The sequence below is a fragment of the Methylophilus flavus genome (assembly GCF_042678905.1).
Lineage (GTDB): Bacteria > Pseudomonadota > Gammaproteobacteria > Burkholderiales > Methylophilaceae > Methylophilus > Methylophilus flavus.
In genome coordinates this window covers 1,041,415-1,067,811 of record NZ_JBHTLN010000001.1, presented here as the reverse complement: position 1 = coordinate 1,067,811, position 26,397 = coordinate 1,041,415, and the positions used below count along the sequence as shown (strand labels likewise).

Here is a 26,397-nt window from a genome sequence, read left to right as displayed (position 1 = left end):
AAGCCTGCTGTTAGAGAGTCACTTGTAATGAAATGGGTTCAGTTTTCCGTTCGATATTTAAGGTAACGGTATTTCCTTTGAACCGTTTGACCAGGCCGGATAAGGTTGCTGCATCATTTACCTTTTCTTGGTTGATGCTTAGCAACTGGTCTCCGCGCAACAATCCACCTTTTTCAGCCGCTGAGCCATGAATCACGGCAATGACACGAACGCCTTCACTTGGCGTTGCAGCCTCAGGTTCGTCACCACCCTGTGAAGATGGGCGAGACACCAGTTTGATCACATGTACGCCTAATACAGGTGGCGGCAGCTTGGCCCAGAAACTCGCGTAATAGCGATATTTCCCAGGCTGGGCAGCCATATCTTTTTCAGTCAGTGATTGTCCTTTTTTAATGGCTTCCTTGATCACTTCCATTTTTGAGGAAGGCGAAGTATTGCCCGCTTTTTTAACGTAGACCAGAATCTTATCCGCCTGAATAGCACGGCCATGCTCAAGCGCTTGCTCCGGCGCAACTTCTCCCGATTCAAAGTTACTGAAACCCATGAGATCATGGCCACTTTCCAGCATGGTGATATTGTCATCATCACGGCGGTTACCGCTCAGTAACTCGGGTTCCGGCCTGGCTTGCAGTGAATGCAAATTACCCTGATTCTGCGCCTGGTAATTTTTGGCATACAGATTGTCATCAGCAAACGCAGCTGGTGAAGTCATGAATAATGCCATTATTACCGGCAGGAGCAGGCTGGGAAACCAATTGGCTGACACGCTGGTTTTAAAGCTGAAATGCGCTGTGTTGCATAAAACTTTCATCTGACTTCTCCATAATCAATGACACTTTTTAGTCTGACGCATGTGTCGGCTAATGTTATGATGTGCTGGTACATTAACACAGACCAACTGGATTCCGAGCAATTCAATCCTGAGCATTCAATCCAGTCCCATGCTATATCAACCTCAAACTTAACAGACCAAAAGTTATGCAAGTACAATTCACGCGCATCGGGCTGGTATCCATCAGTGATCGCGCATCACAGGGCGTTTATGAAGACAAGGGCATACCCGCATTGTCTTCCTGGCTCGAAAAAACCCTGCTATCTCCCTTTGAAACTGTCACACGCCTGATTGCCGATGAGCAGGCGACTATTTCGGAGACGCTTGCGCAATTAGTCGATCACGAGCATTGCCATCTGATCCTCACCACCGGCGGCACCGGCCCTTCACTCAGGGATGTCACGCCTGAAGCCACGCTGGCGATTGCCGATCGCGAGATGCCGGGCTTTGGCGAACAGATGCGGCAGATCAGCCTGCGCTTTGTGCCGACTGCCATTTTGTCGCGTCAGGTGGCGGTGATACGCAAACAATGCCTGATTATCAATCTGCCAGGCCAGCCTAAATCTATACAGGAAACCCTGGAAGGATTGAAAGATGCTGACGGCAATGTGCTGGTGCCCGGCATTTTTGCCGCCGTGCCTTATTGCCTGGATTTACTGGCAACCGATGGTCAACCAATGCCTTACCTGGAAACCGCGGAAACTATCGTCAAATCATTCAGGCCAAAATCTGCCCAACGTCCGGCTTCCACCGTTAAAGAATAAACGAACCATGAATTACAAAAGCATTGCCACGCTGATTTTTATCGCATGTTTCACCCTGCTTACCTATTTGTTATTGATGGAAATGCCGCCGAGTAATGATGGCTCAGTCTATAAAGATAAAATACAGCACATCATTGCTTTTGGTGGCGTGACATTCTGGGGCATGATGGCTTTCCCTGCGCACAGGCTGGCTATCGCTATTGGCTTAACAGTTTTTGGGGCCTTGATGGAAGTGTTGCAAGGGGTGATGACGACTACACGACAACCAAGTATTTATGACTGGTGCGCCGACCTGGTCGGCATCGTATTGGCTTGGATGGTGGTCATTCTGTTACAGCATTGGTGGAAAAAACGGCATGGCTGAATTTGATCTCATCGCGCAATATTTCACGCGTCCCGGGCTACCAGGTTTGAACCCGGCAGATCTGGGAGTGGGCGATGATGCAGCATTGATCAGTGTTTCTCCCGGACATCAACTGGCCATCTCCGCCGATATGTCCGTCTCCGGCACGCATTTTTTTTCCGAGGCTGATCCTTACGCAATCGGCTGGAAGGCCATGGCAGTCAATGTCAGCGATATGGCTGCGATGGGGGCAAAGCCTAAATGGGCCACATTATCGATTGCGTTGCCTGAGATCAATGGTGAATGGCTGAGCGCGTTCAGCCAGGGCTTATTCGCTTGCGCCGATACCTTTGGTGTGTCCCTGATTGGTGGCGATACCACACGCGGACCATTGAATATCGCCATTAATATTTTTGGCGAAGTGCCGGTGGGTAAAGCCATCAGGCGTGACGGCGCACAAGCTGGTGATGATATCTGGGTGAGCGGCACATTGGGGAAAGCGGCTTTATGGCTGCAGCACCGTTTGGGTAAGCTGGACTTGGATTTGGTTGATGTAACTAATTTCGCTGTTGCCATGCATCAACCGCAACCGCGGGCGGCACTGGGTCTGGCCTTACAGGAAATTGTGCATGCGGCGCTCGATATTTCCGATGGCCTGCTGGCAGATTTAAGCCATATACTCAAGGCCTCCGGCAAAGGTGCTCAGCTCGATTGGGCAGCGCTGCCTAAACCGGAGCTGCTTCATTCCTCATTGCCTCTGACAGACATACAGCAAGCGGTGCTGGCGGGAGGAGATGATTATGAACTCTGTTTCACAGCTTCGCCCCGGCGGCGCGATGAAGTGCTGGCTTTGGCAAACACACTTGAGCTTCCTTTAAGCCGGATCGGCACGATCACCGAAGCTCCTGGACTGAGAGTGCTCAATGGCGAAACTGCCATTGAATTGTCGCAGAAAGGCTATCTGCATTTTGACTAATCATCATTCACGTATTGACCCTGATGTGACGCTGCTTTTCTCGCATCCCTTGCATTTCCTTAGCCTGGGACTAGGTACAGGCTTGTTCCCAAAAGCTCCCGGTACTGCCGGTACTTTGCTGGGCTTTCCACTTTTCTGGGCAATCATTTACTTGCCTCTGGTGCAGCAGTGGCTGGCATTAATACTGCTATTCGTGTTGGGTATCTGGTGTTGTGCATTCACCGGTCGCGCGCTTGGGGTCAGCGATCATGGCGCCATCGTCTGGGATGAAATTGTTGCCATGGCAGCGATATTGGTGACCGTGCCCATGACCTGGATCTGGTGGGTGGCCGCATTTGTATTATTCCGCCTGTTCGATATCTGGAAACCATTCCCTATCAGTTGGGCAGATAAGCATATCGGCGGTGGCTTCGGTGTCATGCTTGATGATGGATTGGCGGCAGCGATGGCAATCCTGGTGTTGCAACTTATGCAAAGGTGACTGTGATGCAAGCCCTTGAAGAACTCAGCGCAGATTTAGGCTATGCTTTACAGGCCAAAGGCTGGCAGTTGGCATTGGCTGAATCTTGTACTGGGGGTATGGTTGCAGAGGCAGTCACCGCCGTTGCGGGCAGTTCTGCCTGGTTTGACCGTGGTTTTGTGACCTACAGCAACGAAGCTAAGGTAGACATGTTAGGTGTGCCAACCGAGTTGATTCAGGTGCATGGTGCGGTCAGTGAGCAAGTCGCGAAGGCAATGGCGATTGGCGCATTACAACATAGTCGCGCACAGATAAGTTCTTCTGTGACCGGCATTGCGGGGCCAACCGGTGGGTCATTACAAAAGCCGGTAGGGACAGTATGTTTCGGTTGGGCTATACGTGGATTACCTGAGAAATCAACGAAACTGATTGTCGAAACGCGTCATTTTGATGGCAATAGGGCTTATATCCGTCAACAAGCCGCCAGCTATGTGCTGACAGGCTTGCTAAATTTGATTGAAACAGCTGGGGATTGAGCTGTCGATTTCAATTAATGATGATGGTGGTGGCCGTGATCATGACCACCTCTGCCCCAGCCGCCACCGCGCGGGCCTCGGGGGCCGCGATCATAACCGCGATAGCCGTTACCATAACCAAACTGGATAAACCCAGGCGCTGGTGGCGCATAAGCGTAGCCTGGAGCGGTGTAGTAGGTACTCTGCGGATGACGGTATATCACCACTGGTGGTGGTGCGTAATAAACGGGTGGTGGCGCATAGTATACGGGCGGCGGTGCATACGGGTTGCCTATCACAACGTTAGCTGACCAGTTACTGTCTGCCTGCGCGGACAATGCCGCCATGCCGCTTAACGCAAATCCTAAAATGTATTTAACGATCTTCATAAAGGCTCCTCTCACGGACAACGATTAATGCTTTATTGCTATTAAACGTGTATGCCTTACTACGGTTGACATTTCATAGCACTAATCGTTCGAATGCCATATCACTGATGGTCGATTTATGAAATAATTAGCAGTTATTTATCTGATTATATAGCGTTTAAATGAAAAGCGCATTTTCCCCTACATATAGAAGGCAACACCATGGATGACAACAAAAGCAAAGCACTCGCCGCCGCACTTTCCCAGATTGAAAAGCAGTTTGGCAAAGGCTCTATCATGCGTATGGGCGATGCTGATATCGGTGAAGATTTACAGGTGGTATCCACCGGCTCATTAGGCCTGGATATCGCGCTTGGTGTAGGTGGTTTGCCACGTGGGCGGATTGTTGAAATCTATGGTCCTGAGTCTTCAGGTAAAACCACATTAACCTTGTCAGTGATCGCTCAAATGCAGAAACTGGGTGGTGTGGCCGCATTTATTGATGCCGAGCATGCGCTGGACCCGCAATACGCAGCCAAGCTGGGCGTGAATGTGCCAGACCTATTGATTTCCCAGCCGGACACTGGTGAGCAGGCACTGGAAATTGCAGATATGCTGGTGCGTTCCGGTTCCGTGGATATTGTGGTGGTCGACTCGGTTGCTGCGTTGACACCCCGTGCTGAAATTGAAGGTGAGATGGGCGACAGCCATATGGGCCTGCAAGCACGTTTGATGTCGCAGGCCTTGCGTAAACTGACGGGTAACATCAAGCGTACCAACACGCTGGTGATCTTTATCAACCAGATCCGTATGAAAATCGGTGTCATGTTCGGTAATCCGGAAACCACTACTGGTGGTAATGCATTGAAGTTTTACGCTTCTGTACGTCTGGATATACGCCGTACCGGCGCGATCAAAAAGGGTGATGAGGTCACTGGTTCAGAGACACGCGTCAAGGTGATCAAAAACAAAGTAGCGCCCCCATTCAAACAGGCTGAATTCGACATCATGTACGGCGAAGGCATCTCGCGTTTGGGCGAAGTGATTGAGTTAGGCTCCAATGCCAAATTGGTTGAGAAATCAGGTGCGTGGTACAGCTACAAGGGCGAGAAAATCGGCCAGGGTAAAGAAAACGCCAAGGAATTCCTGCGCGAAAACCCGGCCATTGCTGCTGAAATTGAAGCGCAGATCCGGGCTAACTCCAATATCCTGGCGGATGGTATGACCGCAGCCAGAACTGAGGATGATTAAATCATTTGCGTCAGCAGCCTGAAAAGTCACTGCGCCAGCGCGCCCTAGAGTATTTAAGCAAACGAGAATACGCCGCAGCTGAGCTGGCCCAGAAACTGAAAGCTTATGCCAGCGAAACAGATGATATCCCGGCACTGATTGCTGATTTCAGAACGCGAGGCTGGCTAAGCGATGCCCGTTACGCCGAACAGATGGTACATGCCCGCCAGGCCAAGTTCGGTGCTGCCAGGGTAGCCAATGAACTGAGGGAAAAAGGCATTGATGATCATCTGGTGGCCGAAGCAGTAGCGACATTACAGGTCAATGAAGTGGAGCGCGCCAGCGAAGTCTGGCGCAAAAAGTTTAAAGCGTCCCCGACCACGCGTGAAGAATGGGCTAAACAGGCCCGTTTTTTACAGAGTCGGGGGTTTACGTTTGATGTAATCAAGAAAATTTTGAATAGACACGCAGAAGATGACAGTCCAGAAGACTACAGTTAGTTACGGAAGTAAACCTTCCAGCAAACAGATCCGCCAGGCATTCCTGGATTTTTTTGCTTCTAAAGGCCATCAGGTGGTGGCTTCCAGCTCGCTGGTGCCACATGGTGACCCCACCTTGCTGTTCACCAATGCGGGTATGAACCAGTTCAAGGATGTGTTCCTCGGCTTTGATAAACGCGCTTACACCCGCGCCGCTTCTTCGCAAAAATGTGTACGCGCAGGCGGCAAGCATAATGATCTGGAAAATGTAGGCTATACCGCGCGTCACCATACGTTTTTTGAGATGCTGGGTAACTTCAGTTTTGGCGATTATTTCAAGCGCGATGCGATTACATTCGCCTGGGAGCTGCTGACTCAAGTATATGCCTTGCCTAAAGAGCGCCTGATGGTGACTGTTTATGCTGAGGATGACGAAGCCTACGATATCTGGAACAAGGAAATCGGTGTCCCGGCCGACAAGATTGTCCGCATAGGCGACAACAAAGGTGCACGGTATGCCTCAGATAACTTCTGGATGATGGGCGATACCGGCCCTTGCGGTCCCTGTACCGAGATTTTCTATGATCATGGTGACCATATCCCAGGCGGCCCTCCAGGCAGCCCGGATGAGGATGGCGACCGCTTTATCGAAATCTGGAACAACGTGTTCATGCAGTTCAACCGCGATGAAGCGGGTGTGATGCATCCGTTGCCTAAACCTTCTGTCGATACAGGTATGGGATTGGAGCGTATTTCTGCCGTTCTACAAGGCGTACACGCCAACTACGAAATTGATTTGTTCCAGGCGCTGATTAAAGCCGCAGCACGTGAAACCAATACTTCTGACCTGGATAGCCCCAGCCTGAAAGTACTGGCTGACCATATCCGTGCCTGTTCTTTCCTGATCGCTGATGGCGTCATTGCCGGGAACGAAGGCCGCGGCTATGTGCTGCGCCGTATCATCCGCCGTGCGATCCGTCACGGCTACAAGCTTGGCTGTCGTGCTGCATTTTTCCATAAACTGGTTGCCGATTTGGTACTGGAAATGGGTGAGGCTTATCCTGAGTTGGTGAGCAACCAGGCGCGTATTGTGCAAGTTCTGAAGCAGGAAGAAGACCGTTTCTTCGAAACCATTGAAAACGGCATGCAGATTCTGGAAACAGAATTGGCGACCAAGCCAGCGGTATTCAATGGTGACCTGGCATTTAAACTGCATGACACTTTCGGTTTCCCGCTGGATTTAACTGCGGATATTTGCCGTGAACGCGGCGTGACAGTCGATACCGCTGGTTTTGATGCGGCCATGGCACGCCAGAAAGAGCAGGCGCGCGCTGCCGGTAAATTCAAAATGGCGCTTAACCTTGAATATGCAGGCCAGGTCACCAGTTTTCATGGCTACGAAAAACTGGAAACACCGGCCAAAGTATTAGCTTTGTATAAAGACGGCATTCCGGTTAAATCATTGAATGAAGGTGACGTCGGCGTAGTTGTGCTGGATGACACGCCTTTCTATGCTGAATCCGGTGGCCAGATTGGTGATAGCGGTGAGCTGAAGTCTGCCAATGGTATTTTTGAAGTGGAAGATACCCAGAAAATCCAGGCAGCGGTATTCGGCCACCACGGCGTGTTGAAAACCGGTACTTTGTCTGTTGGCGACGCTTTGACCGCCAAGGTAAACCTGCAAGCGCGGCACGCCACCATGCGTAACCACTCAGCTACCCACTTGATGCATAAAGCCTTGCGGGAAGTGCTTGGTGAACATGTGCAGCAAAAAGGCAGCCTGGTCGATACTGAAAAAACCCGTTTTGACTTTGTGCACAATGCGCCGGTGACCGATGCACAAATCGCAAAAGTAGAAGCGTTGGTCAATGCCGAGATTTTGACCAATACCGACACGCTGGCGAAATTGATGGATATTGAAGCCGCCCAGCAAACCGGTGCCATGATGCTGTTTGGTGAAAAGTATGGCGATGAAGTGCGCGTGCTGGATATCGGGACTTCAAGAGAGTTATGCGGCGGTACGCATGTGAGCCGCACCGGTGATATAGGTTTGTTCAAAATCACATCTGAAAGCGGTGTCGCTGCAGGCGTACGCCGTATTGAGGCGACCACCGGTGAAGGTGCACTCAAACTGGTACAAGCACAGCAAGTGCTGATTAATAAAGTGGCTGGTGAACTCAAAGCACCTGCACACGAATTACCGGCCAAAATTTCCCAAGTGCTGGATAACGTCAGGTCCCTGGAAAAAGAACTGGCGCGCCTGAAATCGAAATTGGCCAGCGCGCAAGGTGATGACCTGGTGAACCAGGTGCAGAATGTCGATGGTGTTAACTTATTGGCAGCGACTCTGGAAGGTGCTGATGCCAACGCTCTGCGTGAAACCATGGATAAACTGAAAGATAAGCTCAAATCGGCCGTGATTGTGCTGGCAAGTGTTTCTGACGGCAAAGTCAGTTTGGCTGCAGGTGTGACTGCGGATTTAATTGGCAAGCTTAAGGCTGGTGAGCTGGTGAATCATGTTGCCGGCCAGGTAGGTGGTAAGGGTGGCGGTAAGCCGGATATGGCAATGGCGGGTGGTACAGACGCCAGTAAGTTGCCACAGGCATTAAGCAGTGTGCCTGAGTGGGTAAAACAAAAATTACATTAATTTATTTGATAATTAGAGCTTAATAATGGCATTAATAGTACAAAAGTATGGCGGTACTTCAGTCGCAAATCCTGAGCGTATCCGCAATGTGGCCAGGCGCGTCGCGCGCTACAAAGCCATGGGTCACCAGGTCGTAGTGGTGGTGTCGGCCATGTCCGGTGAAACCAACCGCTTGATTGCACTGGCAAAAGAAATCATGCCGGATCCTGATCCGCGCGAACTGGATGTGATGCTGTCTACCGGCGAGCAGGTGACGATAGGCATGACGGCGCTGGCATTGTCGGAACTGGGCATTAAAGCTAAAAGCTATACCGGTTCACAGGTGAGAATCCTGACTGATGATGCGCATACCAAAGCCCGTATTCTGGATATTGATCAACATAACCTGAAAAAAGACCTTGATGATGGCTATGTCTGTGTCGTCGCCGGTTTCCAGGGTGTAGATGCTAATGGCAATATCACGACCCTTGGTCGCGGTGGTTCTGATACCACCGGCGTCGCCTTGGCTGCGGCCCTGGGTGCGGACGAATGTCAGATTTATACCGATGTCGATGGCGTATACACCACCGACCCACGTGTGGTGCCAGAAGCGCGCCGCCTGGAAAAGATTACCTTTGAAGAAATGCTGGAGCTGGCATCTCAAGGTTCCAAAGTATTGCAGATTCGTTCAGTGGAATTTGCCGGCAAATATAAAGTGAAACTGCGTGTGCTTTCCAGCTTTGAGGAAGAGGGCGATGGCACATTGATTACGTTTGAAGAAAATGAGGAAAACATGGAAGATCCAATCATCTCCGGCATTGCATTTAACCGCGATGAGGCAAAAGTGACTGTGGCAGGCGTGCCTGACAAACCTGGTATTGCTTACCAGATTTTAGGTCCCGTGGCTGATGCCAATATTGATGTGGACATGATTATCCAGAACGTTGGCGCGGATGGCACTACCGACTTTACGTTTACCGTACACAAAAACGAAATGAATAAAGCGCTGAGTATTTTGCGCGACAAAGTGCAGGGTCATATCCAGGCACGTGAAATCAGTGGCGACGACAAAATTGCCAAGGTCTCTGTTGTGGGTGTTGGTATGCGTTCACATGTGGGCATCGCCAGCCAGATGTTCCGCACCCTTGCGGAAGAGGGCATTAATATCCAGATGATTTCAACCAGTGAAATCAAGATTGCCGTGGTGATTGAAGAGAAATATATGGAACTGGCAGTGCGTGTATTGCACAAAGCATTTGCACTGGACGATGCTTGATCTGACCAGAAACATCCTTAAAGGAAATCCGGACTAAGTGTCTGCGCGAGCGAATTGCTGCGTTGCCCGGTACTCAAAACCTCGCTGTAAACCACGTACTATCTCGGTTTTTGCGTGTTGCGCGCCTTGCTCTTCATCCCGCTCAACACATATTCCGTGTTTCCTTAATTTTGCGTTGATTTACGAAGGGTTTTCGAGTACTATGGCGCCCTTCGATGCAGTAGCAATACTGTGTTGAGCAGTAATGTAGTACTCGTTTAAAACGGTGAGCTGGCCGAGTGGTCGAAGGCACTTCCCTGCTAAGGAAGCATATGGGCTTAAACCTGTATCGAGGGTTCGAATCCCTCGCTCACCGCCAAAAAAATTAAACTTGTGTTATAATGCTGTCCTTGTTGCAACAGCGTTGTAACACCTTGGCGCCCGTAGCTCAGTTGGATAGAGTATTTGGCTACGAACCAAAGGGTCGGGCGTTCGAATCGCTCCGGGCGCGCCAAATTTAGTAATAGAAACAGCCGGTTAGGTCTTATGACTTAATCGGCTTTTTTCTTGTTTGGGTGATAAAAAGCCATTTGGGTGATAGATTCACTGTAATGGGTTCACTAAAACGGCTTTTCTGCGATATGTTTTCTGCGTTGTGCGTGGGTCTGCATGCGATAAAAGCATCATTGCATGTTCAAGCGATTTTGCATCACTGCCAACTTTTGCACGCAAGTCATGCTCGGTAAATGGCTCTTTCAAATCAGTTTCCTTTAACAATCTGGCCATGTACCTTTGCCACATACTTTTAAATCCTGCCTGGGTGCCTTTTTCCTCATTCACATAGCCTTTGCCTTTCGCGTTGCAAAACAGGAAGGATGATAGGCAGGGACGTGCGGATACTGCCTGTTCCCATGCTGATTTAAGTGCCGGTGTCCATGCATATATGGTGCGAATGCCAGCTTTCTTTGCAGTTTTATGCCGCATGATGTGAATGCCATCATCCTGCTTGTGTATAGGTATCTGCAGGCGCAATAAATCGCCCTGGCTCATGCCGGTGAGCAGCTTTAATTTCACATAGGCCTGAATCATCAATACGCTGCCTTTCTTGCGCTTGGAATCAAGACTAAAGAACTCAATCACTTCCCAATCCTCAACGTAACGGCTGCGGGATGCCTCACCTTCAAGCCGTACTTCGCCTTTAAATGGGTGCGCAGCAATCAAACCCCATTCCACGGCTTTTGTGTAGGCGTGGGATAGGATCTCGACTTCGCGATGTGCAGAAACCTTAGCTTTGCGGGCTTGGACATATTGATAAACGCGCTGCGGGTGAAATGGAAGCAATGGAGTTTCTGAGAATGTGGCGCGTAACCGCTTAATGAACGCATGGTTACCGTTTTGCGTGGCTTTGGCCTTAGTCGGCACTACTTCCAACACATAGCGATCTAGAAGCTCCCCGACAGTGGTTATTTTGTCTTTAACATCGACCATCTCAGCATATTTTGCGTACGCTTCTGGCAATGAGTTGCCAAGTTTATATTTCTTCTTGCCTTCCCAGGCAGATTCCATGCCTTTGGGCACGTAGTAATAATAGGCGCCATGGTGAGCAGTCCATCTCTCCGGCAGGCCTTTATTTTCTTTCCTGCGTGGTTTAGGCACGTGCAGCTTCCCAGTTCACCTTGTCATCGTTCTGCGCTTTGCGTTTATTAGCTGGCACGCCTGACATCACAGCTTCGTAATGGTCACGGCTGACGGCCACTGTACCATCGCGCCGGATTTTGTGTTCAATACCCATGTGGCACAACTCTTTAACCTGGGCATCGCTGCGGACGTGCCCGGTCAATTCTTTTAGCTCTTTCGGTGATAGGCAGATTGTCATGATGTGATTTCACCTTCCTTTTGCTTCAATGCGTAAAGCTTGCATATATGTGGCCATTTTTCGTTGGTCCATTTAATACTGCCGCAATCATTATCAGCAACCTCTACCAGCTCAACATCACCAGGCTTGAGCGCTAGGGCTGTGCGAGCAACTTCTTTAACTGGGCCGCTGGCGCCAATGCTTCTAAATGGCGGGGCATCATCTGCGCAGTCATCAGCAATATTCTGCAACGCCTCATCCTTCGCCGCTATAACCGCCCTACATTCTGCTAGCTGTTTTTCGAGGGAGGTGATGGTGTCATCTTGAAGTTTTGTTGCAGCAGAATACGCCCTGTCTATTGCCTCTCCCAAATCAAAGTCTGTGGATAATCCAGTTGATCCATAATCACATGCAGCGTCAAGAAGATAATGCATTTCATCTTCGAACTCTTTCTTATGTTCGCTCATTTGTTTGTCCTTATCCCCCACGTTGTTTGATACTCTGCAATAAATTCATCGGTGTGGCTCGTTCTCCATCCGCAGCGGACACATTGGAACTGACCATTTTTATATGGGCAGCGACCAAAGCAACTTACCCGCCCGCAATAAGGCGCATAATTCTCCTCAGAAAGGAGCTTTGTCTGTACGAAAGAACGTTCAGCCACAGGGTCAAGGTTATGCTGTGATGCTAGTTGGGTGAGGGTCATGATTTATCCTCATCTATGCTCTGAGCTACATCAATTATTGATTTTATTGTCTCTTTATCTTTGTCAGGCAGTCGCTTTTCTGCTGCACGTAATGTGTTAATTATGTAAGGCCATAGGCGCAATTTCTGCCTATCCCTTGATGATTTATGCGTTCCAATAATATATCCAAGGGACAAAGATTGAACTGCAATAAAGAATGCCAACCAGTAACTGATCATGTTAGGCTTTCACGGTGTGCTTGGCGTTGCGCACATGCAGGACAGCCATCATGATGAAAGTGCAAAGGTTCTTCATCAGGGCATACAATAGAGCCACATGTTAAGCATTCACCGTCTGGGCAATGGTCTAGCAACTTATCGACCATAGCCTCTAATTTCTCACACTTGGTTTTCCACTCACTAATATCAGTGGTAGGCTGTAGGGTGGTTTTCTTTAATTCCTCATTAGCGCCAACATAAGTTTTATTCACTTCGCAAACATCGCAAATATAAATGTCTGGTAACTCCAAGTGAGTGATAGCTGGATTGTTTCTATTACTCCCACATTTAAAGCACGATGATTTAATTTTTCTACCCATCGCATACTTGGTGAAAAAGTCCAGCAACTTAGGATAATCATGCAACATCCTTTGTTCAGCCTCACTCTTTGGCATTGCGTGAGCGAATAGGGGAGTATCAATTGGCAAATCTAAATCGGCGTTGCAAATGGCTACTTTAAATTCAATCGTTCCATTTAGATTCCCGGCATAATGAGCGACCGGCTCTCCTTGCTTGCAATGTTCTACCGCTTGCTGGTAGCCAATCCACATTGATTCAATGTTATCGTCGTCGTATTCTCCGTTATCAAGCACAGAAAAATTCATCGCAAAGTATTTATCTTTAGCCCACTTCTCAAACGCTTCTCTAGTCATATTATTTCCCCTCAGTTCGTTTGTCGTAGATCATTTCACAGCATTACTTCTTCTTGGGAATGGCGAGTAATCACATTTAATAACAGGCTCACCCATAAATGTAGGCGCATTTATAGATTGAAACTCTTTGCATATATGCCTGAATTTATATTCCTGCTGCTCAATCCCTTGCATTAACTTCGCAGCCAATGTGCAAACAGCCGTTAACTCAGGCGAACCGCCAAGTGGTTCAATAGCTTGTATTAGTTCGTGAGCCTGTTTATACAATTCACAGTTAGCCATTGTCACTGGGTTATCTTCATCAAACATCATTCCTCTTCCTTCCAAAATACCAAATCATCAAAGTGGGCTGTGCTCGCCATTTTTATCTGCACATGCAGCTATAAACTGGTCTGCAATTTTGAAAGCCTTGTTTATATTCTTCGCAGTAAGCTCGTCGTTATTAAGCCCTGTGCGGGTCAATGACTTTTCACCTGCAAGCTTTGATATTTCACGCCATCTTTCGCTATTGCTTAAAATTGCACAAAGTATCGTCAATGCCACTTCGTTTCTATTCATTTTCATCTCCGAAATTTTCATCACAAGCACGTTCAACCTCATAATACAGACACCTCTCTATCCACTCCCTAGACTTACCAGCAGCTTTGTAATCAATCACTAGCTGGTCTATTAGGAGGGATAGGTCTAGGTCAGAGATCATTTGCTACTCACAATCGCACCGACTAAATAAATGTGCGCAAGTATCGTTAGAAATTGCCTATTAGTAGTTGAATCACTCCCAATGCTGCAAACGACAAGAACTACACCACAAGTCCAAAGAAATGCTGTTTTCATTTACTCTCTCCATTAGTTTGGCATTGCGTTATTCAGTGATACCACACGGCGGGAACCTAGTACCCTGTGACACGGAGCAAGTAGTCACCCTTGCATCTCCCAGGTTCCCTTCGTGTGGTGGCTGGCACTTAGGCCAGCTTGTGGGGTTATTTGGTTGTCACACTCACTTTTAGTGCTTTAGAAATATCGGATAATTTAACCTTAACTGTTTCCTGTATTCCTGTTGCAATAGAACTATTGGCAATTGATAAAGCCTCTTTCATAGCTGTTTCGATGCTGTAGTGAAGATGATTGTTAACTAGGTGAGTAAGCCTTGTTTGGGTGCCATTGAATGAATAGCTACCTGATTGAGACTTGGTTTTACCTTGGTAATCAACCATTTCATTCATGTACTCTTGAGCTTGATCTGTGAGATATTCAATAAAGGTTTTACCTGTGCCCACCTTCTCGCCCCATTGATTAGTCTTAGTTAATGTCATGGTTTCAATGTAATTAGCAACATTTGGCAATACATGTTTTTCAGCAAGTTTATTAATTGTTTCTTGAACCTTTGCCTCAACATGCTTTTTAATCGCATTCTGAAATTTACTTTCAATCGGCCATTCAGAATCGTTCTCGTCGTCGTATGCCATACTGCTGAGAAGTGTTTGGCATATACGATCAATAACACGCTCTTGCAATTCTTCTTGTGTAAAGCCTAGTGCTGCTACATCTATATTCATTTCATTCTCCTAAAGTTATCTGTTAACTGGCATAGTGGTTAGCCAGTAGGGGGTTAGGCGGCCTTTTTCAGTATGTTGGCCAGACGTACCTGCACTAATGCTTCAGCTTCAATTACTGCTGATTCCAACTGCTTGATATAGTCGTCATCGCGTTCAATGCTGATAATCAACAATTGATGTGATGCAGGCATGCGGGGGTCAAAGCTGACAAAATCCCACCATTGGCGGCCAGTCACCCACATGCAGCCTTGCACCTGGGGCTTGTATTCTTCTGGAAGTCCATCAGTGAATCTTTCTAAGTGGACGCGGGAAGCCTTAGGGCATTTCATTTCAAGGCCGCCATCGTCATCAATCAGGCCATCTGGTGAGCAGCCGACAAAATCAAACTTTGGATGAACGAGAAAGCCAGTTTCAACGACAGACATTCCGGTTTCAAGTTCGTATGCTTCCCTGGCGGCGGGCTCGACATCGGTCCCCCATTGAAGTGCGAATCCCTGCGGGCCATCTATTGGCTCACCGGTAATGCGTTCAACCACGATATCCATGATCAGGTCGTGATATGCCTTGAGAGGCTCGCCGGTGCGTTTGTTTCTCGCCATGACATCAACGAAACGGCTGCCAGTAAATTTACCAAGGCGGTCTTTGAACCATTGCTCAGTCCGTTGTAAGTCATCCATTGGCGGCCAACTTTTCAGCTTCAATGACATCTTGATCAGACTTGCGCGCCATTTCCAGCAGGCGGTCGATATCCGGGGCTATCAAGTCCTGCTGGCTCTTATTGAGTAAAGCTATTTTGTCGTTTAAGGATTGTTCGCCTTCTTTGGTTGCGATATCCTCAAGGCGCTCGATTAATTTAGTTCTGGCCATCTGCTTGCGTTCTTCCATGGCCTTGTTTGCCACTTCTGCACCGCCAGAGCGTGATTGATGCGCAAACTCGATACCTTCATCCAGTTCAACATTCAAGTGCTGGATAGCCATGTTCAAGCGTTCGTTTTTAGGCCACATCTTGGAAGCGCGCTTGATGACGGTCTTTTTACTCATTTCACCTTCGTCTGTTACCCATGGGCAAGACTTCTTCTTGCTAATCCATGCTTTCCAAGCACTTGACCGGTCACGGATGTCATGAATATCTTTAATACTCATTGCATCGCATAGAAATTCCCCTGTTGGAGTCTTAACTACTACATAGGCACCAATAACCTCGCCACGGTCTTTTGCAAACGGATTGAATTTATGATCAGGCATGCTGCCGGGCTCGCCCATCTGAAAGCGGTCTTGTTCGTAAACCAGTTCAGACTTAGCCCAAACAATGGAACCTGATTGAGTCGCCAGATCCACCAAGCCGATATAGCTAATATCCAGGCACACTTTGTTATCGCGTGGTACCAGATATGCCTGCTTGCGCGCTGGATTAAGACTTACTCCGATGGCTGCCACGTTAGTCACTGCATTGATAACGCTTTGCTGATTACTCATTGCAATACCAAGCAGGTAGTCATTGCCCTCTAACTGCTGCACCGCAAATCCGGCCTCAACTTCAAAATTTAATGACTGGTTGGTAAGGCGTGTCTGAAACGTATCTTTCAGCGCGTAAATCTCATTCTTGATTGTTGCTAAATTCGTTGACATAAAAACCTTTCCGCCGAGACTATGCCGGCTTAGTTAAAACATTCTGTGAACTGTCAAATTTCCAGTTCTGGTGATAATTCCTGTTTTATGCAAAACAGGCGCTGACAATGGCTTATCTAGGCCTAATTTCTTTTCAGCAATTTGCGTGTTGCACTTACGCGCCAGCTGATATGCGTAATTCATGTTTATTCCAAGCTTTTCAACAAGCTCCGATGGCGTAACCCGTTTGCCATCTTTCACGCGCATCTTGATAAATGCTGATGCGACAAAATCTGCGCGCGCTGACTTCGGGAAATGTCTGTGCCGATAATCGCGTACGGTGGTATAACCAACCTCAATTCCTTGAGCCGCTAATAGCCTTGTGATCTGCTTATTGCCAAGGTTGATATTTGCGCCGATGCAGCCAATAATTAACTTCTTCTTTTCATCGCTGAAAGTGGCCATGATTAATATTCCAAAGAAAGCGCCAACACTTGAGGCTTAGGGCTGTTGTAGTCGATCACTACAAACACGCTGGTTAAAACTATGATTGCTGCAATTAACTGTTTCATTGCCTAATCCTCCGAAATAAAATGCCGCTGCCAAAATAACCAACACGATGCTTGCGCCAGCACATACACCTTCAGCGAACCACAGGAAATCGCGCTTATTGGTTGGCAGGTAGCCGAGTTGGTTTTCAATGTTTGTTTCGCTAGTCATGCCACATCCCTCAATTCATCAAAGTTGGTTACGAAAGGTGTGCGAGTCCTTAAGCTTTCACCTGCTGCACGTTTATGCATTGCTTCGTTGATTGCATTGCCGAGTGATAGAGCCAAAGAAGGCAGGGAGGCTGTATTTCCAGTTTGAGCGGCCTGACATAGAGCCTTAAGCATTCCCTCTGCAGTTTCTTCATCCATAAATTCCAACAATGTTTCGGAGTATGGAAATGCATCGTCTTGCAGATCATCCAAGCATTCTTCAACGGTACGCATGATCAGGCTGCTTCCGGACCCAGATCACCATCATCATTCGCATGGTGTGGATGAACGAAAGTCTTCAAACTCTCAGGCTTATGCACAAAGCGGCGATTCTCAGCGTGAAGTTTCTGCGCTGTAGGCCAGTCAACTAACACAACGTTACCGTCTCTACCGTAGGCTAGTGTTTGTATGTCTTGTGGTTGGTTAAACATTTCAGCATCCTTTATTAAGGCACCTCACATCACATTTGCTGGCGTACTAACAAGGCCCTGGCCTATGCTTTCCAATCGCTGACATTCCGGTTTGTGATGTTTGGTGCGATGGATGAAGTATGCACCGAACGGTGTATAGTGTCAAGCACTAAATGGTGTATGTTTGGTGTATAATGAACATGCTGACTTTTGATAGGCGAAAAAAAACCGCCGATTGGCGGTGTGGTAGGTGAGACAGATAGCGCCCAACATTCAGGTAACAAAAAGGCTTGCCGGTGGAGACCGGGCCTTTAGTTGCCTGGCTTAACCAACGCTATCCGCATTATCCCTGCAAAGGGACCATTTAAAGGTGACTCTTTATTTGATATGCAACCCTCTGGGATGCATTTTTGCGTTTGTCTCGGTGGATCTCCCATTTGGTTAAGCAATCATGTCAGTCACTACATGATGCCGGAAGGGGGATTCAAAAATTGGCCTAACATAGACCAACCCTTTCTTCCCGTTAGTGGGAAGGGTTATTCTAGCCTAGATGAAGTCAGCATTCCACAAATGAAAAAACAGCCAGAGCAGGCGGTTGGATAGGGTGCTAGAATACAAAAGCCATCACATCTTATTTAGGGGTTATTGTGGGATTACTATCAGTAGTTAGATCGGATATGAGACCAACGACAGTAACGGTCTATAAAGTAGCAATTTATGATGGCGTTCACGATGATGTCATCATATCTAAAAGATATGCGACAGAAGATGGCGCAAAGCGGATGAATGGTAGGCTAATTGCAAATACAGCCGTTGTTGTCAGTGTTAAAGATTTGGAACAAGGAGAGCAGTGGACGGCAAAAGGTTACCTTCCACCTTGACAATAAAAAACCCGCCGGAGCGGGTTTTAGTTATGCAGTCTTTCGTTGTTTTTCCACATAAGTTTGCTCAGGTTTAGGGAGCTTCTTTTGAGGTTTCAAATTTCTTTGAGATTCAACAAAACCAGAAACAATATTCTTCATTTCTGCTTTGGCAAATCTCTTTAAGGCATCACGCATTAATGGCTGATACCCAACATCATGGAATTCAGCTAAAACCTTGAATTCTTCAATTAGACTCTTTTCGAGCCTTATCGAGATTGATTGTAAGCACAGCGCTTCATCAATCTGTTCTGTGATTTCTGCACTAGCAACACGTACATAGTCATCCTCATTGCCCAGCGCATCCGTATCCCAAGCTTCTTCTGTTCCCAGAATCTTGTCAGTTGCACTCATATTACTCTCCATTCTAAGTTGTTTAACCGCTTACTACTATTTGAAACAGTGGCTCTCATACAGTTCAATATAGGCTGGCTTGGCATCGTAAGCACTTTTAATATATACATTCCCGTGATTGAATACAAAAGCAATCTTTAACATTCGATTGCGGTTCGTTGGAGATACGAACCATTTTGTAGCGGGATCAGTTTTATGTTCTTCTCTTGTATCTTCTAGGTAATGTCCATACCTATTTTCAAAGCATTGTTCGATTTCACGGCGACAAACGTTGTGCTTATCAGTAAGCTTTTTTAAGATTTCAGGAGAAATAACCAAGTTATGCATCTCGCTACTGTATATACAAACATACTATAGGTCAATAAGTATATGCTCTAGAGCAATATTTGCATGTATATACAATAACGGAAGATTATGACAATTTCTTGAATTTACAAATAGGCTTTTGTCCGGAAATTATGTAGGACAAACACTGTTTCTGCTTTAATGAATTAATTACTTTGTGCAATCAATTGCACAGACTATTCGCCGCGCATGATCCAGCGATAGATTCCGATTGATACAAATGTAATCAACCAAGCAAGAATAGGTAAACAAATTGTTTGTATAACAAGCTTCTCCGTTGTTGAGCCTTCGATTGCGCAATTAGTAAAAGCATAAATTATCCATATAAAAGTTAGCACGATCCCCAGCCGGTGCCACTTCTTCAGCTTGCGCATGCTTACCTTACATTCTGCCGAATGATGTTGTTCGCTATATTGTCTTTAGCACTTGTACGCATTGCCGTGGACTGTTGTTGATCCGGATTGCGTTTGAAATGGCTGCCAAACCACTGTATTGGCGCCCAATTCTTTTGCCTGGGTGAATGCTTGCTGCCGTGCCTTTGCCAAAGCCGATTCAACTAAAACACCATAAAACATCGAGGTTCCGTGAATATCGCCTTTGAATTCGCAGCTGGACACAGCTGATTCAGGAGCGACACGCATTCCTTCTGGAATCTTTGTTGTGGTTGTCGCACAACCTTGCATCGCAAATATCAAAACTAATAAGGTATATCTCATATTAAATTGGGGTGCCTAAATTTTTTTAGCAGGGAGTTTCGTGCCATTTGAATGATTGTTAGGATTGGCCGCCAAGTCTTTGGGATGCTCTAAGCTATAAAGCTTGTTTACCATCATGTCGATGATATTCTGACTGGTACCAGATAGTCTTGAATAATGCTTAATCAAATTCTCCTCCATGGAGTTGATTTTCACGCCAGCAACCATCATCCCTGGTTTAACCAGTTCTGATCTGTGAGGCTCTCGTTTTATTGCCTCTTTATTTTCGCCTTGTTTGCTTAATCCATCAAAAAAATATGGGTACACATTGGTGTATCCATTCTTTATTGCAAATTCCTCCATTGATCTAGCGACCTTTGCGCCAAATGATTTTCGATTAGAAATCATGTCTTTAATTTGCCTATCCGGCTTGCCAAACATCCTGGCCACGTCGGCTAAAGAAACATCATCCGTAACAAGCCCGGCCAATATTTGACGTCGTTTTTCTGCTAAGTCATCCATGAATGCATTTAACCATTTTTAGAGTTTTGCTTATATGCACCAAATAGTGCTTGCAAACATACACTGAACGGTGTATATTTTTATTCATGAAACATGACCTAAATCAATTTCTAAAGTCACTAGGAAGCAAGCCAGAAAAAGAAGACTTTGCTTCACGGTGCAATACGACTTTTAAACATCTTTTAAATATCGCATATGGGTATAAGCCAGCTGGCGAATCCCTCTGCATAAATATTGAGAGAGAAACCTCCGGCAAAGTCAGATGCGAATCACTTCGGTCCGATGTTGATTGGTCTGTATTGAGAAATTCATAAATCACGGTAGACAGCTTAACCGCTGTCTATTTTTTCGGCTAATTTCAATTGTCACGCATTGTCACGGAGTGTCACAAAATGAGTAGGGATCTATATCCAGTGCAGGTTGCACAAGCAGAAGCGCTAGTTATGACTGATAAGAAAATCGTCAAACAATTGGCTAATGGTGCAATGGCTGTCTCTACGACATGCGTGCTATCTGGTTACTCAAAAGAGACATTGGCGGAGAAGATAAAAAAGCCGCGTGAGGTATTAAGCCGTGCTGCAAATGGCCGTGGCGGCCTGGATTTGGATGTTCTGATTAACCTGATGAATGAATCTGGTTCAGTGCTTATTTTGCAATACATGGCTCACAAACTTGGCTATGAGATTCAGCCATTAAACGATATCGACAAACGCAAAGCAGAACTTCTCGCTGAACTTCAATCATTGGAGAACGCCGCATGATTAAACCAAACACCCAGGCAGGAAGACTGCTTGCTCATCTTGAAAGTGGCAAGTCGATTGATCGGCTGAGTGCGCTTGTTGATTTAGGCATTTTCGAATTAGCCAGCCGCATAGGTGAAATTCGTGATGCCGGTTATTTGCTGAATAAAGTGCCTAAGAAAATCAGCAACCGCTTTGGCGAGTCATGCCGGGTTATTGAGTATTCGCTGATTGAGTTTAAGGCGGCTGCATAAGTCATGCACTTCTATCAGAAGAACATTCCAGACTTCAACAACGCAACACGACATTTAACACGTGTTGAACGCTCGTTGTTTTCTGATGCAATTGAGCTGTATTACGACACTGAAAAACCTCTTACAAAGGATTTTGATCGCCTCTCAAGATTGCTATTGGCGCATACAGATGATGAAAAAGCAGCATTGCGCGATGTTCTTACTGAGTTTTTTTTATTAACCGATGAAGGTTATTTCAATAAACGTTGCAATGAAGAAATCCTTAAATATCAATCATTTATGTTGAGCAAAAGTAAAGCTGGTAAGGCAAGTGCTGAACAAAGGGCTAACAAGAAATCAACAGGTGTTGAACAGGTGTTGAACACAACGACAACTAACTATAACCCAATACCTAATACCCAATACCCAACAACTAATACCCAAGACCCAAGACCCAATGGCTCTTCGATTGAACCAGATAAGGGTATTGAACCATTGTTAGCCGATTCGCAAAGCAAATCGTCACAGAAAAATGGCACGCGCCTTCCTGATGACTGGGTTTTGCCGAAAGCATGGGGAACCTGGGCACTTGAGAACTCAAGCCTTTCTGAAAGCCAAATCCGGCTAGAGGCTGAGAAGTTCAAAGATCACTGGCTGGCTAATGCAAATCAGCGCAATGGCAAGAAATCTGATTGGCTGGCCGCATGGCGTAACTGGGTTCGAAGCGCAAAGCCAGGTATGCAGACCAAAACGCAACAGGTGAAGGCGAACAACGAGCGGGCGGTTGATGAATTTGTTGGTGGCGGTAGCAATGTGATTGAAGGCGAGGTAGTGAATGATTGAACAGGACAAAAAAGAATTTGGTGAGTTTATGAAAGCCACGCTTGGCATTTACGACAAAGAGATCACCAAGGAAACGTTGATTATCTGGTGGAACGCATTGTCTGCATACAGCTTGGCGATTGTCCGCGAGGCATTAAACCGCCATGTGAAAGACAAGGCAAACGGACGTTTCGCACCAAAGCCAGCAGATGTGATTGCCATGATAGACCGTATCTCACCAGATGGCCGCCCGGGCGCTGATGAAGCTTGGGCGATCTATCCGCGCAGTGAAGCCGATAGCGCTGTGCTGAATGATGAAATCTCTTATGCCGCCCAGGTCGCACAGCCTTTGCTGGATGAAGGAGACACCATTGCTGCGCGTATGGCATTCAAAGACGCTTACAACCGCATAGTTGAGCAAAACAAAGCCAATGGCATTAAGCCGAAATGGTTTCCAAGTCTTGGCCATAACCCTGATGGCAGGAAAGCCGCGCTTGATGACGCGGTGAATAAAAACCGTATCAGTCTGGATTATGCCCAATCGCTTCTGCCAGCGCCAAAAGATGGCGGATTCGTTGCTGGTCTGCTGGGTGGCATGAAACTGCTGACCAAATCCGACGAAGTGCTGACCGATGAGCAGAAGGAAAAGAATCGCCAGCACATTGCCAAGATTAAAAATATGTTGAGGAAAGCCGCATGAACATCCTGCAGAAAACCCGCAATTTCATTTACTTCATGCGCAATGACATTCCTTTGCGCGCCGCCTTGCTTGCATTCAAAGGCCGCTTAACCGATGGCGATAAGTGCTTTCTTATTCTGGCTGCCTGCTTAATCGGCATTGCAATTACCGTTTACTTTGCGCCGGTGATTGATGGGTGTGGGGTGGCGAAATGAATCGGCTAGACATTCTCAAAGCTTCATTGGTTAATAAACAGGCTCAGTTTGATGCAAAGCTGCAGGCGCATATGGATTGCGTAAAGCAAGCGAAAGGACAGCCATTAAACGATAAGCGCAATGGCCAGGCAACGTTAAGCAAGTGGGATCGGCAAAACGACGCGTTAAGGACTCTGAATGACTCCATTGAAAAAACGAAAGCCGCTATTGAAAAAGAAGAATCAAAAACTGCCCTTATTGAGCTTACAGAAATTCCTGAGCAGATTAAGGCGCTTATTGATGCAGGAACCATTACTCAATGGCGCAAGCATCCAACATATTTCTTTGTAAATGGCGTGGATAAGGCCCGAATTGTACTGATGAAAAACGGTGGAATTGCGCACAAGTTTTTATCAAGCATTCCATCACAAGAGCAGTATGCGATTTTCCGGGATGTTTTTAATGGGCTTCGTAAAGAGTTAGCGCAAGCCGCATGACCTGCGGCTGCACCAACACTGAGCCGCACTACAGCGCCAAATACGACTTCAGCTGTATTAGCTGTTATGCAAGATGGGTAATAGATTGCTACATCGGCCCGCGTATGAGGCTGGAGGCAATCGAAACAAACAACCGCCATGACGTTGATTTATTGAAGGCTGAAGTTATGCGGCAATTTGAGAAGAGGAAGAAGAGATGAGCGAAATACATTTGGTTAAGTTACCTGACGGCAAACTCAAAGGTATGAGTGACCGCGACCAAGTAGCCTATAACCGCTTCCGTTCACGTCTTGCCAATGCAGAGCCAGGCGAGGTGATAGAGATTGAAGCGAAATTGCCGCGCAACTCAAAATACCATCGCAAGTTTTTTGCATTGCTGAATCTTGGCTTTGACCACTGGGAGCCTGGCCGCAAGCATAAGCAATATCGCGGCATGCCAGTCGCAAAGAACTTCGACCACTTCCGCAAAGAGGTGACTATTCTGGCCGGATTTTACGAGCAGACATTCGACCTTGACGGAAACATGAAACTTGAAGCCCAGAGCATCAGCTTTGCCAAGATGGAAAACGATGAATTTGAAATGGTTTACAGCGCCGTCATGAATGTACTGCTAGATAAGGTATTCAGCAATTACAAGGGCAGGGCGGATGTCGATTCGATTATTGAGCAGATTATGAGGTTCGCATGATTCAGCCGGTTCAAATAGGGTTAGCCACTTTGCACAACATGCCGTGCAAAGATTTCATGCGCACGGTACCAGATAACTATTTTGATTTAGCCATCGTTGACCCGCCTTATTTTGAAGGTCCGAATAAATCAGGCTATTACGGCAAAGGCTATTCAAATCTTGGTGTGCCGCGTGGAAAGCACTATGACAGCTTGGAATCATGGGAGGTACCGGACGCCGAGTACTTCAATGAATTGAAGCGCATTTCAAAAAACCAAATAATTTGGGGTGCCAACCACTTTGCAGACGAATTGAAATCATCTAGCCCAGCTTGGTTGGTATGGGATAAGGACAACGGAGAAAGCAGCTTCGCGGATGTTGAGCTGGCTTACACGTCATTCAAGACTGCAGCACGGATATTCCGCTATCGCTGGCATGGGATGATTCAAGGGTACCAGGGCAATAAGCGTTTGAATCAAACGCGCATTCACCCAACACAGAAGCCGATCCAGCTTTATGAGTACTGCCTTGCTAATTATGCCAAAGCTGGCCAGAAAATATTCGATTCTCATTTGGGAAGCGGTAGCCATGCTATTGCCTGCAATAACTTTGGTTTTGAACTTGTTGCATGTGAAAAAGATAAAAGCATGTTCGAAAAATCCTGTGAATGGATTGCACAAGAATTGAAGCAGGAAAGGCTATTCGCATGACCAAAGCCGAAAAGAATCACCTTAATCGCGTTGCCGGGCTAGGTTGCATAGTCTGTTTGAATTTAGGTTATCCAAACTGTCCCGCGGAAATTCATCATTTGAGATATGGCGTCGGCGCCGGGCAGAGAAGTAACCACTACAACGTGATTCCACTTTGCCCAGACCATCACAGAAATGGCGGCCATGGTGTTGCATTCCACGCTGGCAAACTTGCCTTCGAAGCTAAATTCGGCACAGAGCGTGAACTATGGTTTCAGGTTAATGGGTTATTGAAGGAGGCAGCATAGTGAATCCAGCTATTAGCATGAAAGAAGCGGCTGACATTTTGCGAAAAGCTATCTCGGGGGAATTGCCCCTTGTTTCGGTAGCCGGCAAAGGCAAGTGGCAAGAGGGATATTGCGGAAACTTTGAGTTCACTATCGGTGATTGGACATTTATATTTTTCAATGACTGTGATGAGCTTGACTATGTTGACAAGGTTACCGCTCCGGATGGAAGAATCGCAGAATTTGATGATTGGTGCACCGATGAGCTTATTGGATGCCCATTCAATGATTTGACAGATGCTGAAATGGCAAAGCTTGAAGATATGGTCTACGTGTCATGAAAGTCATCTACCCATACCCGCCAAACGTACTAAGCCCAAATGCTAGGGCTCACTGGTCAGAGATTGCCAAGCGAAAAAAGCAGGTTCGCCAAGACGCTCACTACATGACGAGGGTTAATCAGGTGAAGGTAGCCACCGATAAGCCGGTGATGCTTTCCATCGTATTCAGGCCAGCAACAAAGGCACGCTATGACCTGGACAATGCTTTCGCACGCTGCAAGGCCTTGATCGACGGCATAGCGGATGCAATCGGAATAGACGACACCCATTTTACATATCAACTTGCCCGAGGTGAGCCATTCAAAGGCGGGGCAGTTGAAATTACATTTAGTCAGTAGCAGGGAGATATATGACCACTGATGCGCAAATTGAATACGAGCAAAAGCAACTGATATGGAATCAGATGCTTCCTACTTGGCAGCCGGTCGCCGCAATAGCTCTGAGGGCTGAATTGCCTGTGAGAACTGCTTTGAAGCACTTGGTCGACTTTTACAACAGGGGCCAGGTAAAGATGAGCTATTCCCGCATAGACGGCCACAACAAGGTGCACATGTTCAAGAAGATTGAAGTGCAGAAGATACTGGGCGTTTATACGGTGATTGAATCTATGGTTGAGGAGGTTTGATATGAGTAGACGATTTGGAAGAAATCAGAAGCGCCGAATGCGTGAAGCCTTAGAAGCCAAAGAAGCGGAGATTTTCTAAAAACAATCCCACATTGAGCAATTAAAATCAGCCAGGGATTCCAATCAGAAAAAGGCT

Annotated in this window: 41 protein-coding genes and 2 tRNA genes; 25 read left to right on the top strand and 18 right to left on the bottom strand. The window is 46.9% G+C overall.

The annotated features are described in order from the left end of the window. Positions 1-10: 10 nt before the first annotated feature. Complete coding sequence (locus ACFQ2T_RS05185; RefSeq protein WP_379031428.1) at positions 11-811, bottom strand: PDZ domain-containing protein; 801 nt, start codon at positions 809-811, stop codon at positions 11-13. 167 nt (positions 812-978) lie between these two features. Here ACFQ2T_RS05185 and mog point away from each other — a divergent pair, with 167 nt between their 5' ends. Genes mog through ACFQ2T_RS05160 form a run of 5 tightly spaced genes read left to right on the top strand, consistent with a single transcriptional unit; the run spans position 979 to position 3,911 of the window. Further along, positions 979-1,596: a molybdopterin adenylyltransferase gene (gene mog, locus ACFQ2T_RS05180; protein WP_379031426.1), complete on the top strand. Its 618-nt coding sequence runs from the start codon at positions 979-981 to the stop codon at positions 1,594-1,596. Between the two features lie 7 nt (positions 1,597-1,603). Next, entirely contained in the window at positions 1,604-1,960 is a 357-nt protein-coding gene (locus ACFQ2T_RS05175) for a VanZ family protein (protein WP_379031424.1), read from the top strand. Next, complete coding sequence (thiL, locus tag ACFQ2T_RS05170) at positions 1,953-2,915, top strand: thiamine-phosphate kinase (protein WP_379031421.1); 963 nt, start codon at positions 1,953-1,955, stop codon at positions 2,913-2,915. The genes ACFQ2T_RS05175 and thiL overlap by 8 nt, the downstream gene beginning before the upstream one ends. Further along, positions 2,908-3,396, top strand: coding sequence for a phosphatidylglycerophosphatase A family protein (locus ACFQ2T_RS05165; protein ID WP_379031418.1), 489 nt, complete (start codon positions 2,908-2,910; stop codon positions 3,394-3,396). The genes thiL and ACFQ2T_RS05165 overlap by 8 nt, the downstream gene beginning before the upstream one ends. A gap of 5 nt (positions 3,397-3,401) precedes the next feature. Continuing rightward, on the top strand, positions 3,402-3,911 hold the full coding sequence (locus tag ACFQ2T_RS05160; RefSeq protein WP_379031416.1) for a CinA family protein: 510 nt from the start codon (positions 3,402-3,404) through the stop codon (positions 3,909-3,911). 14 nt (positions 3,912-3,925) lie between these two features. On the opposite strand, the gene ACFQ2T_RS05155 is transcribed toward ACFQ2T_RS05160, so the two are convergent. Then, on the bottom strand, positions 3,926-4,279 hold the full coding sequence (locus ACFQ2T_RS05155; RefSeq protein ID WP_379031413.1) for a hypothetical protein: 354 nt from the start codon (positions 4,277-4,279) through the stop codon (positions 3,926-3,928). 201 nt (positions 4,280-4,480) lie between these two features. Between ACFQ2T_RS05155 and recA the strand changes: the two genes are divergently transcribed. The 6 genes from recA (at position 4,481) to ACFQ2T_RS05125 (ending at position 10,362) form a co-directional block, all read left to right on the top strand. Next, positions 4,481-5,509 (top strand): recombinase RecA, encoded by a 1,029-nt coding sequence (gene recA, locus ACFQ2T_RS05150; RefSeq protein ID WP_379031410.1) that lies wholly within the window; start codon positions 4,481-4,483, stop codon positions 5,507-5,509. A gap of 5 nt (positions 5,510-5,514) precedes the next feature. Then, a complete protein-coding gene (recX, locus tag ACFQ2T_RS05145) occupies positions 5,515-5,988 on the top strand; it encodes a recombination regulator RecX (RefSeq protein ID WP_379031407.1) in 474 nt (157 codons plus the stop codon). Further along, a complete protein-coding gene (alaS, locus tag ACFQ2T_RS05140) occupies positions 5,963-8,614 on the top strand; it encodes an alanine--tRNA ligase (RefSeq protein ID WP_379031404.1) in 2,652 nt (883 codons plus the stop codon). Before recX ends, alaS begins: the two co-directional genes overlap by 26 nt. 25 nt (positions 8,615-8,639) lie before the next feature. Then, positions 8,640-9,869: an aspartate kinase gene (locus ACFQ2T_RS05135; RefSeq protein WP_379031401.1), complete on the top strand. Its 1,230-nt coding sequence runs from the start codon at positions 8,640-8,642 to the stop codon at positions 9,867-9,869. Positions 9,870-10,133: 264 nt separating this feature from the next. Further along, positions 10,134-10,227: transfer RNA gene (locus tag ACFQ2T_RS05130), tRNA-Ser, on the top strand. Between the two features lie 58 nt (positions 10,228-10,285). After that, positions 10,286-10,362, top strand: a tRNA-Arg gene (locus tag ACFQ2T_RS05125). An 89-nt stretch (positions 10,363-10,451) separates the two neighbouring features. On the opposite strand, the gene ACFQ2T_RS05120 is transcribed toward ACFQ2T_RS05125, so the two are convergent. The 13 genes from ACFQ2T_RS05120 to ACFQ2T_RS05060 form a co-directional block, all read right to left on the bottom strand. Next, positions 10,452-11,504 carry a tyrosine-type recombinase/integrase gene (locus ACFQ2T_RS05120; protein WP_379031398.1) on the bottom strand — a complete coding sequence of 351 codons (1,053 nt, stop codon included), beginning with the start codon at positions 11,502-11,504 and terminating at the stop codon, positions 10,452-10,454. After that, positions 11,497-11,724 carry a DUF4224 domain-containing protein gene (locus ACFQ2T_RS05115; RefSeq protein ID WP_379031395.1) on the bottom strand — a complete coding sequence of 76 codons (228 nt, stop codon included), beginning with the start codon at positions 11,722-11,724 and terminating at the stop codon, positions 11,497-11,499. Before ACFQ2T_RS05115 ends, ACFQ2T_RS05120 begins: the two co-directional genes overlap by 8 nt. Then, positions 11,721-12,170 (bottom strand): hypothetical protein, encoded by a 450-nt coding sequence (locus ACFQ2T_RS05110; protein WP_379031392.1) that lies wholly within the window; start codon positions 12,168-12,170, stop codon positions 11,721-11,723. Before ACFQ2T_RS05110 ends, ACFQ2T_RS05115 begins: the two co-directional genes overlap by 4 nt. 453 nt (positions 12,171-12,623) lie before the next feature. After that, positions 12,624-13,319: a hypothetical protein gene (locus tag ACFQ2T_RS05105; RefSeq protein ID WP_379031389.1), complete on the bottom strand. Its 696-nt coding sequence runs from the start codon at positions 13,317-13,319 to the stop codon at positions 12,624-12,626. Between the two features lie 30 nt (positions 13,320-13,349). Beyond that, positions 13,350-13,631, bottom strand: a complete 282-nt coding sequence (locus tag ACFQ2T_RS05100; RefSeq protein ID WP_379031386.1) for a hypothetical protein — start codon at positions 13,629-13,631, stop codon at positions 13,350-13,352. A 27-nt stretch (positions 13,632-13,658) separates the two neighbouring features. Continuing rightward, entirely contained in the window at positions 13,659-13,877 is a 219-nt protein-coding gene (locus tag ACFQ2T_RS05095; protein WP_379031383.1) for a hypothetical protein, read from the bottom strand. Positions 13,878-14,299: 422 nt separating this feature from the next. Further along, the gene (locus tag ACFQ2T_RS05090) at positions 14,300-14,875 is read right to left on the bottom strand and encodes a hypothetical protein (RefSeq protein ID WP_379031381.1); all 576 of its coding nucleotides are present in this window, start codon (positions 14,873-14,875) and stop codon (positions 14,300-14,302) included. Positions 14,876-14,928: 53 nt separating this feature from the next. Next, the gene (locus ACFQ2T_RS05085; protein WP_379031378.1) at positions 14,929-15,552 is read right to left on the bottom strand and encodes a lambda exonuclease family protein; all 624 of its coding nucleotides are present in this window, start codon (positions 15,550-15,552) and stop codon (positions 14,929-14,931) included. Further along, on the bottom strand, positions 15,545-16,504 hold the full coding sequence (locus ACFQ2T_RS05080) for a recombinase RecT (RefSeq protein ID WP_379031375.1): 960 nt from the start codon (positions 16,502-16,504) through the stop codon (positions 15,545-15,547). Before ACFQ2T_RS05080 ends, ACFQ2T_RS05085 begins: the two co-directional genes overlap by 8 nt. Positions 16,505-16,537: 33 nt before the next feature. After that, positions 16,538-16,948, bottom strand: a complete 411-nt coding sequence (locus ACFQ2T_RS05075; protein WP_379031372.1) for a hypothetical protein — start codon at positions 16,946-16,948, stop codon at positions 16,538-16,540. A 36-nt stretch (positions 16,949-16,984) separates the two neighbouring features. Further along, positions 16,985-17,203 (bottom strand): hypothetical protein, encoded by a 219-nt coding sequence (locus ACFQ2T_RS05070; RefSeq protein WP_379031369.1) that lies wholly within the window; start codon positions 17,201-17,203, stop codon positions 16,985-16,987. Further along, positions 17,200-17,475: a hypothetical protein gene (locus ACFQ2T_RS05065; RefSeq protein ID WP_379031366.1), complete on the bottom strand. Its 276-nt coding sequence runs from the start codon at positions 17,473-17,475 to the stop codon at positions 17,200-17,202. The genes ACFQ2T_RS05070 and ACFQ2T_RS05065 overlap by 4 nt, the downstream gene beginning before the upstream one ends. Before the next feature lie 2 nt (positions 17,476-17,477). Beyond that, entirely contained in the window at positions 17,478-17,672 is a 195-nt protein-coding gene (locus tag ACFQ2T_RS05060; protein ID WP_379031363.1) for a hypothetical protein, read from the bottom strand. Between the two features lie 656 nt (positions 17,673-18,328). Here ACFQ2T_RS05060 and ACFQ2T_RS05055 point away from each other — a divergent pair. Further along, positions 18,329-18,532 carry a hypothetical protein gene (locus ACFQ2T_RS05055; protein ID WP_379031360.1) on the top strand — a complete coding sequence of 68 codons (204 nt, stop codon included), beginning with the start codon at positions 18,329-18,331 and terminating at the stop codon, positions 18,530-18,532. A gap of 30 nt (positions 18,533-18,562) precedes the next feature. Here the strand turns inward: ACFQ2T_RS05055 and ACFQ2T_RS05050 are convergent, their stop codons facing one another. The 3 genes from ACFQ2T_RS05050 to ACFQ2T_RS05040 form a co-directional block, all read right to left on the bottom strand. After that, entirely contained in the window at positions 18,563-18,925 is a 363-nt protein-coding gene (locus ACFQ2T_RS05050) for a CopG family antitoxin (RefSeq protein WP_379031357.1), read from the bottom strand. Positions 18,926-19,689: 764 nt separating this feature from the next. Continuing rightward, a complete protein-coding gene (locus ACFQ2T_RS05045; protein ID WP_379031355.1) occupies positions 19,690-19,986 on the bottom strand; it encodes a hypothetical protein in 297 nt (98 codons plus the stop codon). A 15-nt stretch (positions 19,987-20,001) separates the two neighbouring features. Then, a complete protein-coding gene (locus ACFQ2T_RS05040; protein ID WP_379031352.1) occupies positions 20,002-20,487 on the bottom strand; it encodes a hypothetical protein in 486 nt (161 codons plus the stop codon). Positions 20,488-20,573: 86 nt separating this feature from the next. On the opposite strand from ACFQ2T_RS05040, the gene ACFQ2T_RS05035 reads away from it, so the two are divergent. The 13 genes from ACFQ2T_RS05035 to ACFQ2T_RS04975 all read left to right on the top strand — a co-directional run bounded on the left by ACFQ2T_RS05035 (position 20,574) and on the right by ACFQ2T_RS04975 (position 26,261). Beyond that, the gene (locus ACFQ2T_RS05035) at positions 20,574-20,801 is read left to right on the top strand and encodes a YdaS family helix-turn-helix protein (protein ID WP_379031349.1); all 228 of its coding nucleotides are present in this window, start codon (positions 20,574-20,576) and stop codon (positions 20,799-20,801) included. 78 nt (positions 20,802-20,879) lie between these two features. Then, positions 20,880-21,248 carry a hypothetical protein gene (locus tag ACFQ2T_RS05030; RefSeq protein ID WP_379031347.1) on the top strand — a complete coding sequence of 123 codons (369 nt, stop codon included), beginning with the start codon at positions 20,880-20,882 and terminating at the stop codon, positions 21,246-21,248. Continuing rightward, on the top strand, positions 21,245-21,481 hold the full coding sequence (locus tag ACFQ2T_RS05025; RefSeq protein ID WP_379031345.1) for a helix-turn-helix domain-containing protein: 237 nt from the start codon (positions 21,245-21,247) through the stop codon (positions 21,479-21,481). Before ACFQ2T_RS05030 ends, ACFQ2T_RS05025 begins: the two co-directional genes overlap by 4 nt. 3 nt (positions 21,482-21,484) lie before the next feature. Beyond that, the gene (locus ACFQ2T_RS05020; RefSeq protein ID WP_379031342.1) at positions 21,485-22,303 is read left to right on the top strand and encodes a YdaU family protein; all 819 of its coding nucleotides are present in this window, start codon (positions 21,485-21,487) and stop codon (positions 22,301-22,303) included. Beyond that, the gene (locus ACFQ2T_RS05015) at positions 22,296-22,982 is read left to right on the top strand and encodes a hypothetical protein (RefSeq protein WP_379031339.1); all 687 of its coding nucleotides are present in this window, start codon (positions 22,296-22,298) and stop codon (positions 22,980-22,982) included. The genes ACFQ2T_RS05020 and ACFQ2T_RS05015 overlap by 8 nt, the downstream gene beginning before the upstream one ends. Beyond that, positions 22,979-23,176, top strand: coding sequence for a hypothetical protein (locus ACFQ2T_RS05010; protein WP_379031336.1), 198 nt, complete (start codon positions 22,979-22,981; stop codon positions 23,174-23,176). The genes ACFQ2T_RS05015 and ACFQ2T_RS05010 overlap by 4 nt, the downstream gene beginning before the upstream one ends. Then, positions 23,173-23,652, top strand: coding sequence for a hypothetical protein (locus ACFQ2T_RS05005; RefSeq protein ID WP_379031334.1), 480 nt, complete (start codon positions 23,173-23,175; stop codon positions 23,650-23,652). Before ACFQ2T_RS05010 ends, ACFQ2T_RS05005 begins: the two co-directional genes overlap by 4 nt. A gap of 196 nt (positions 23,653-23,848) precedes the next feature. After that, positions 23,849-24,340, top strand: coding sequence for a DUF1367 family protein (locus ACFQ2T_RS05000; RefSeq protein WP_379031331.1), 492 nt, complete (start codon positions 23,849-23,851; stop codon positions 24,338-24,340). Beyond that, entirely contained in the window at positions 24,337-25,029 is a 693-nt protein-coding gene (locus ACFQ2T_RS04995; protein ID WP_379031329.1) for a DNA methyltransferase, read from the top strand. The genes ACFQ2T_RS05000 and ACFQ2T_RS04995 overlap by 4 nt, the downstream gene beginning before the upstream one ends. Then, positions 25,026-25,316: a Ref family recombination enhancement nuclease gene (locus tag ACFQ2T_RS04990; protein WP_379031326.1), complete on the top strand. Its 291-nt coding sequence runs from the start codon at positions 25,026-25,028 to the stop codon at positions 25,314-25,316. The genes ACFQ2T_RS04995 and ACFQ2T_RS04990 overlap by 4 nt, the downstream gene beginning before the upstream one ends. Beyond that, positions 25,316-25,636, top strand: coding sequence for a DUF7693 family protein (locus tag ACFQ2T_RS04985; protein ID WP_379031323.1), 321 nt, complete (start codon positions 25,316-25,318; stop codon positions 25,634-25,636). Before ACFQ2T_RS04990 ends, ACFQ2T_RS04985 begins: the two co-directional genes overlap by 1 nt. 104 nt (positions 25,637-25,740) lie before the next feature. Next, entirely contained in the window at positions 25,741-25,974 is a 234-nt protein-coding gene (locus ACFQ2T_RS04980; protein ID WP_379031320.1) for a hypothetical protein, read from the top strand. Between the two features lie 11 nt (positions 25,975-25,985). Next, positions 25,986-26,261, top strand: coding sequence for a hypothetical protein (locus ACFQ2T_RS04975; RefSeq protein WP_379031318.1), 276 nt, complete (start codon positions 25,986-25,988; stop codon positions 26,259-26,261). Positions 26,262-26,397 lie beyond the last annotated feature (136 nt).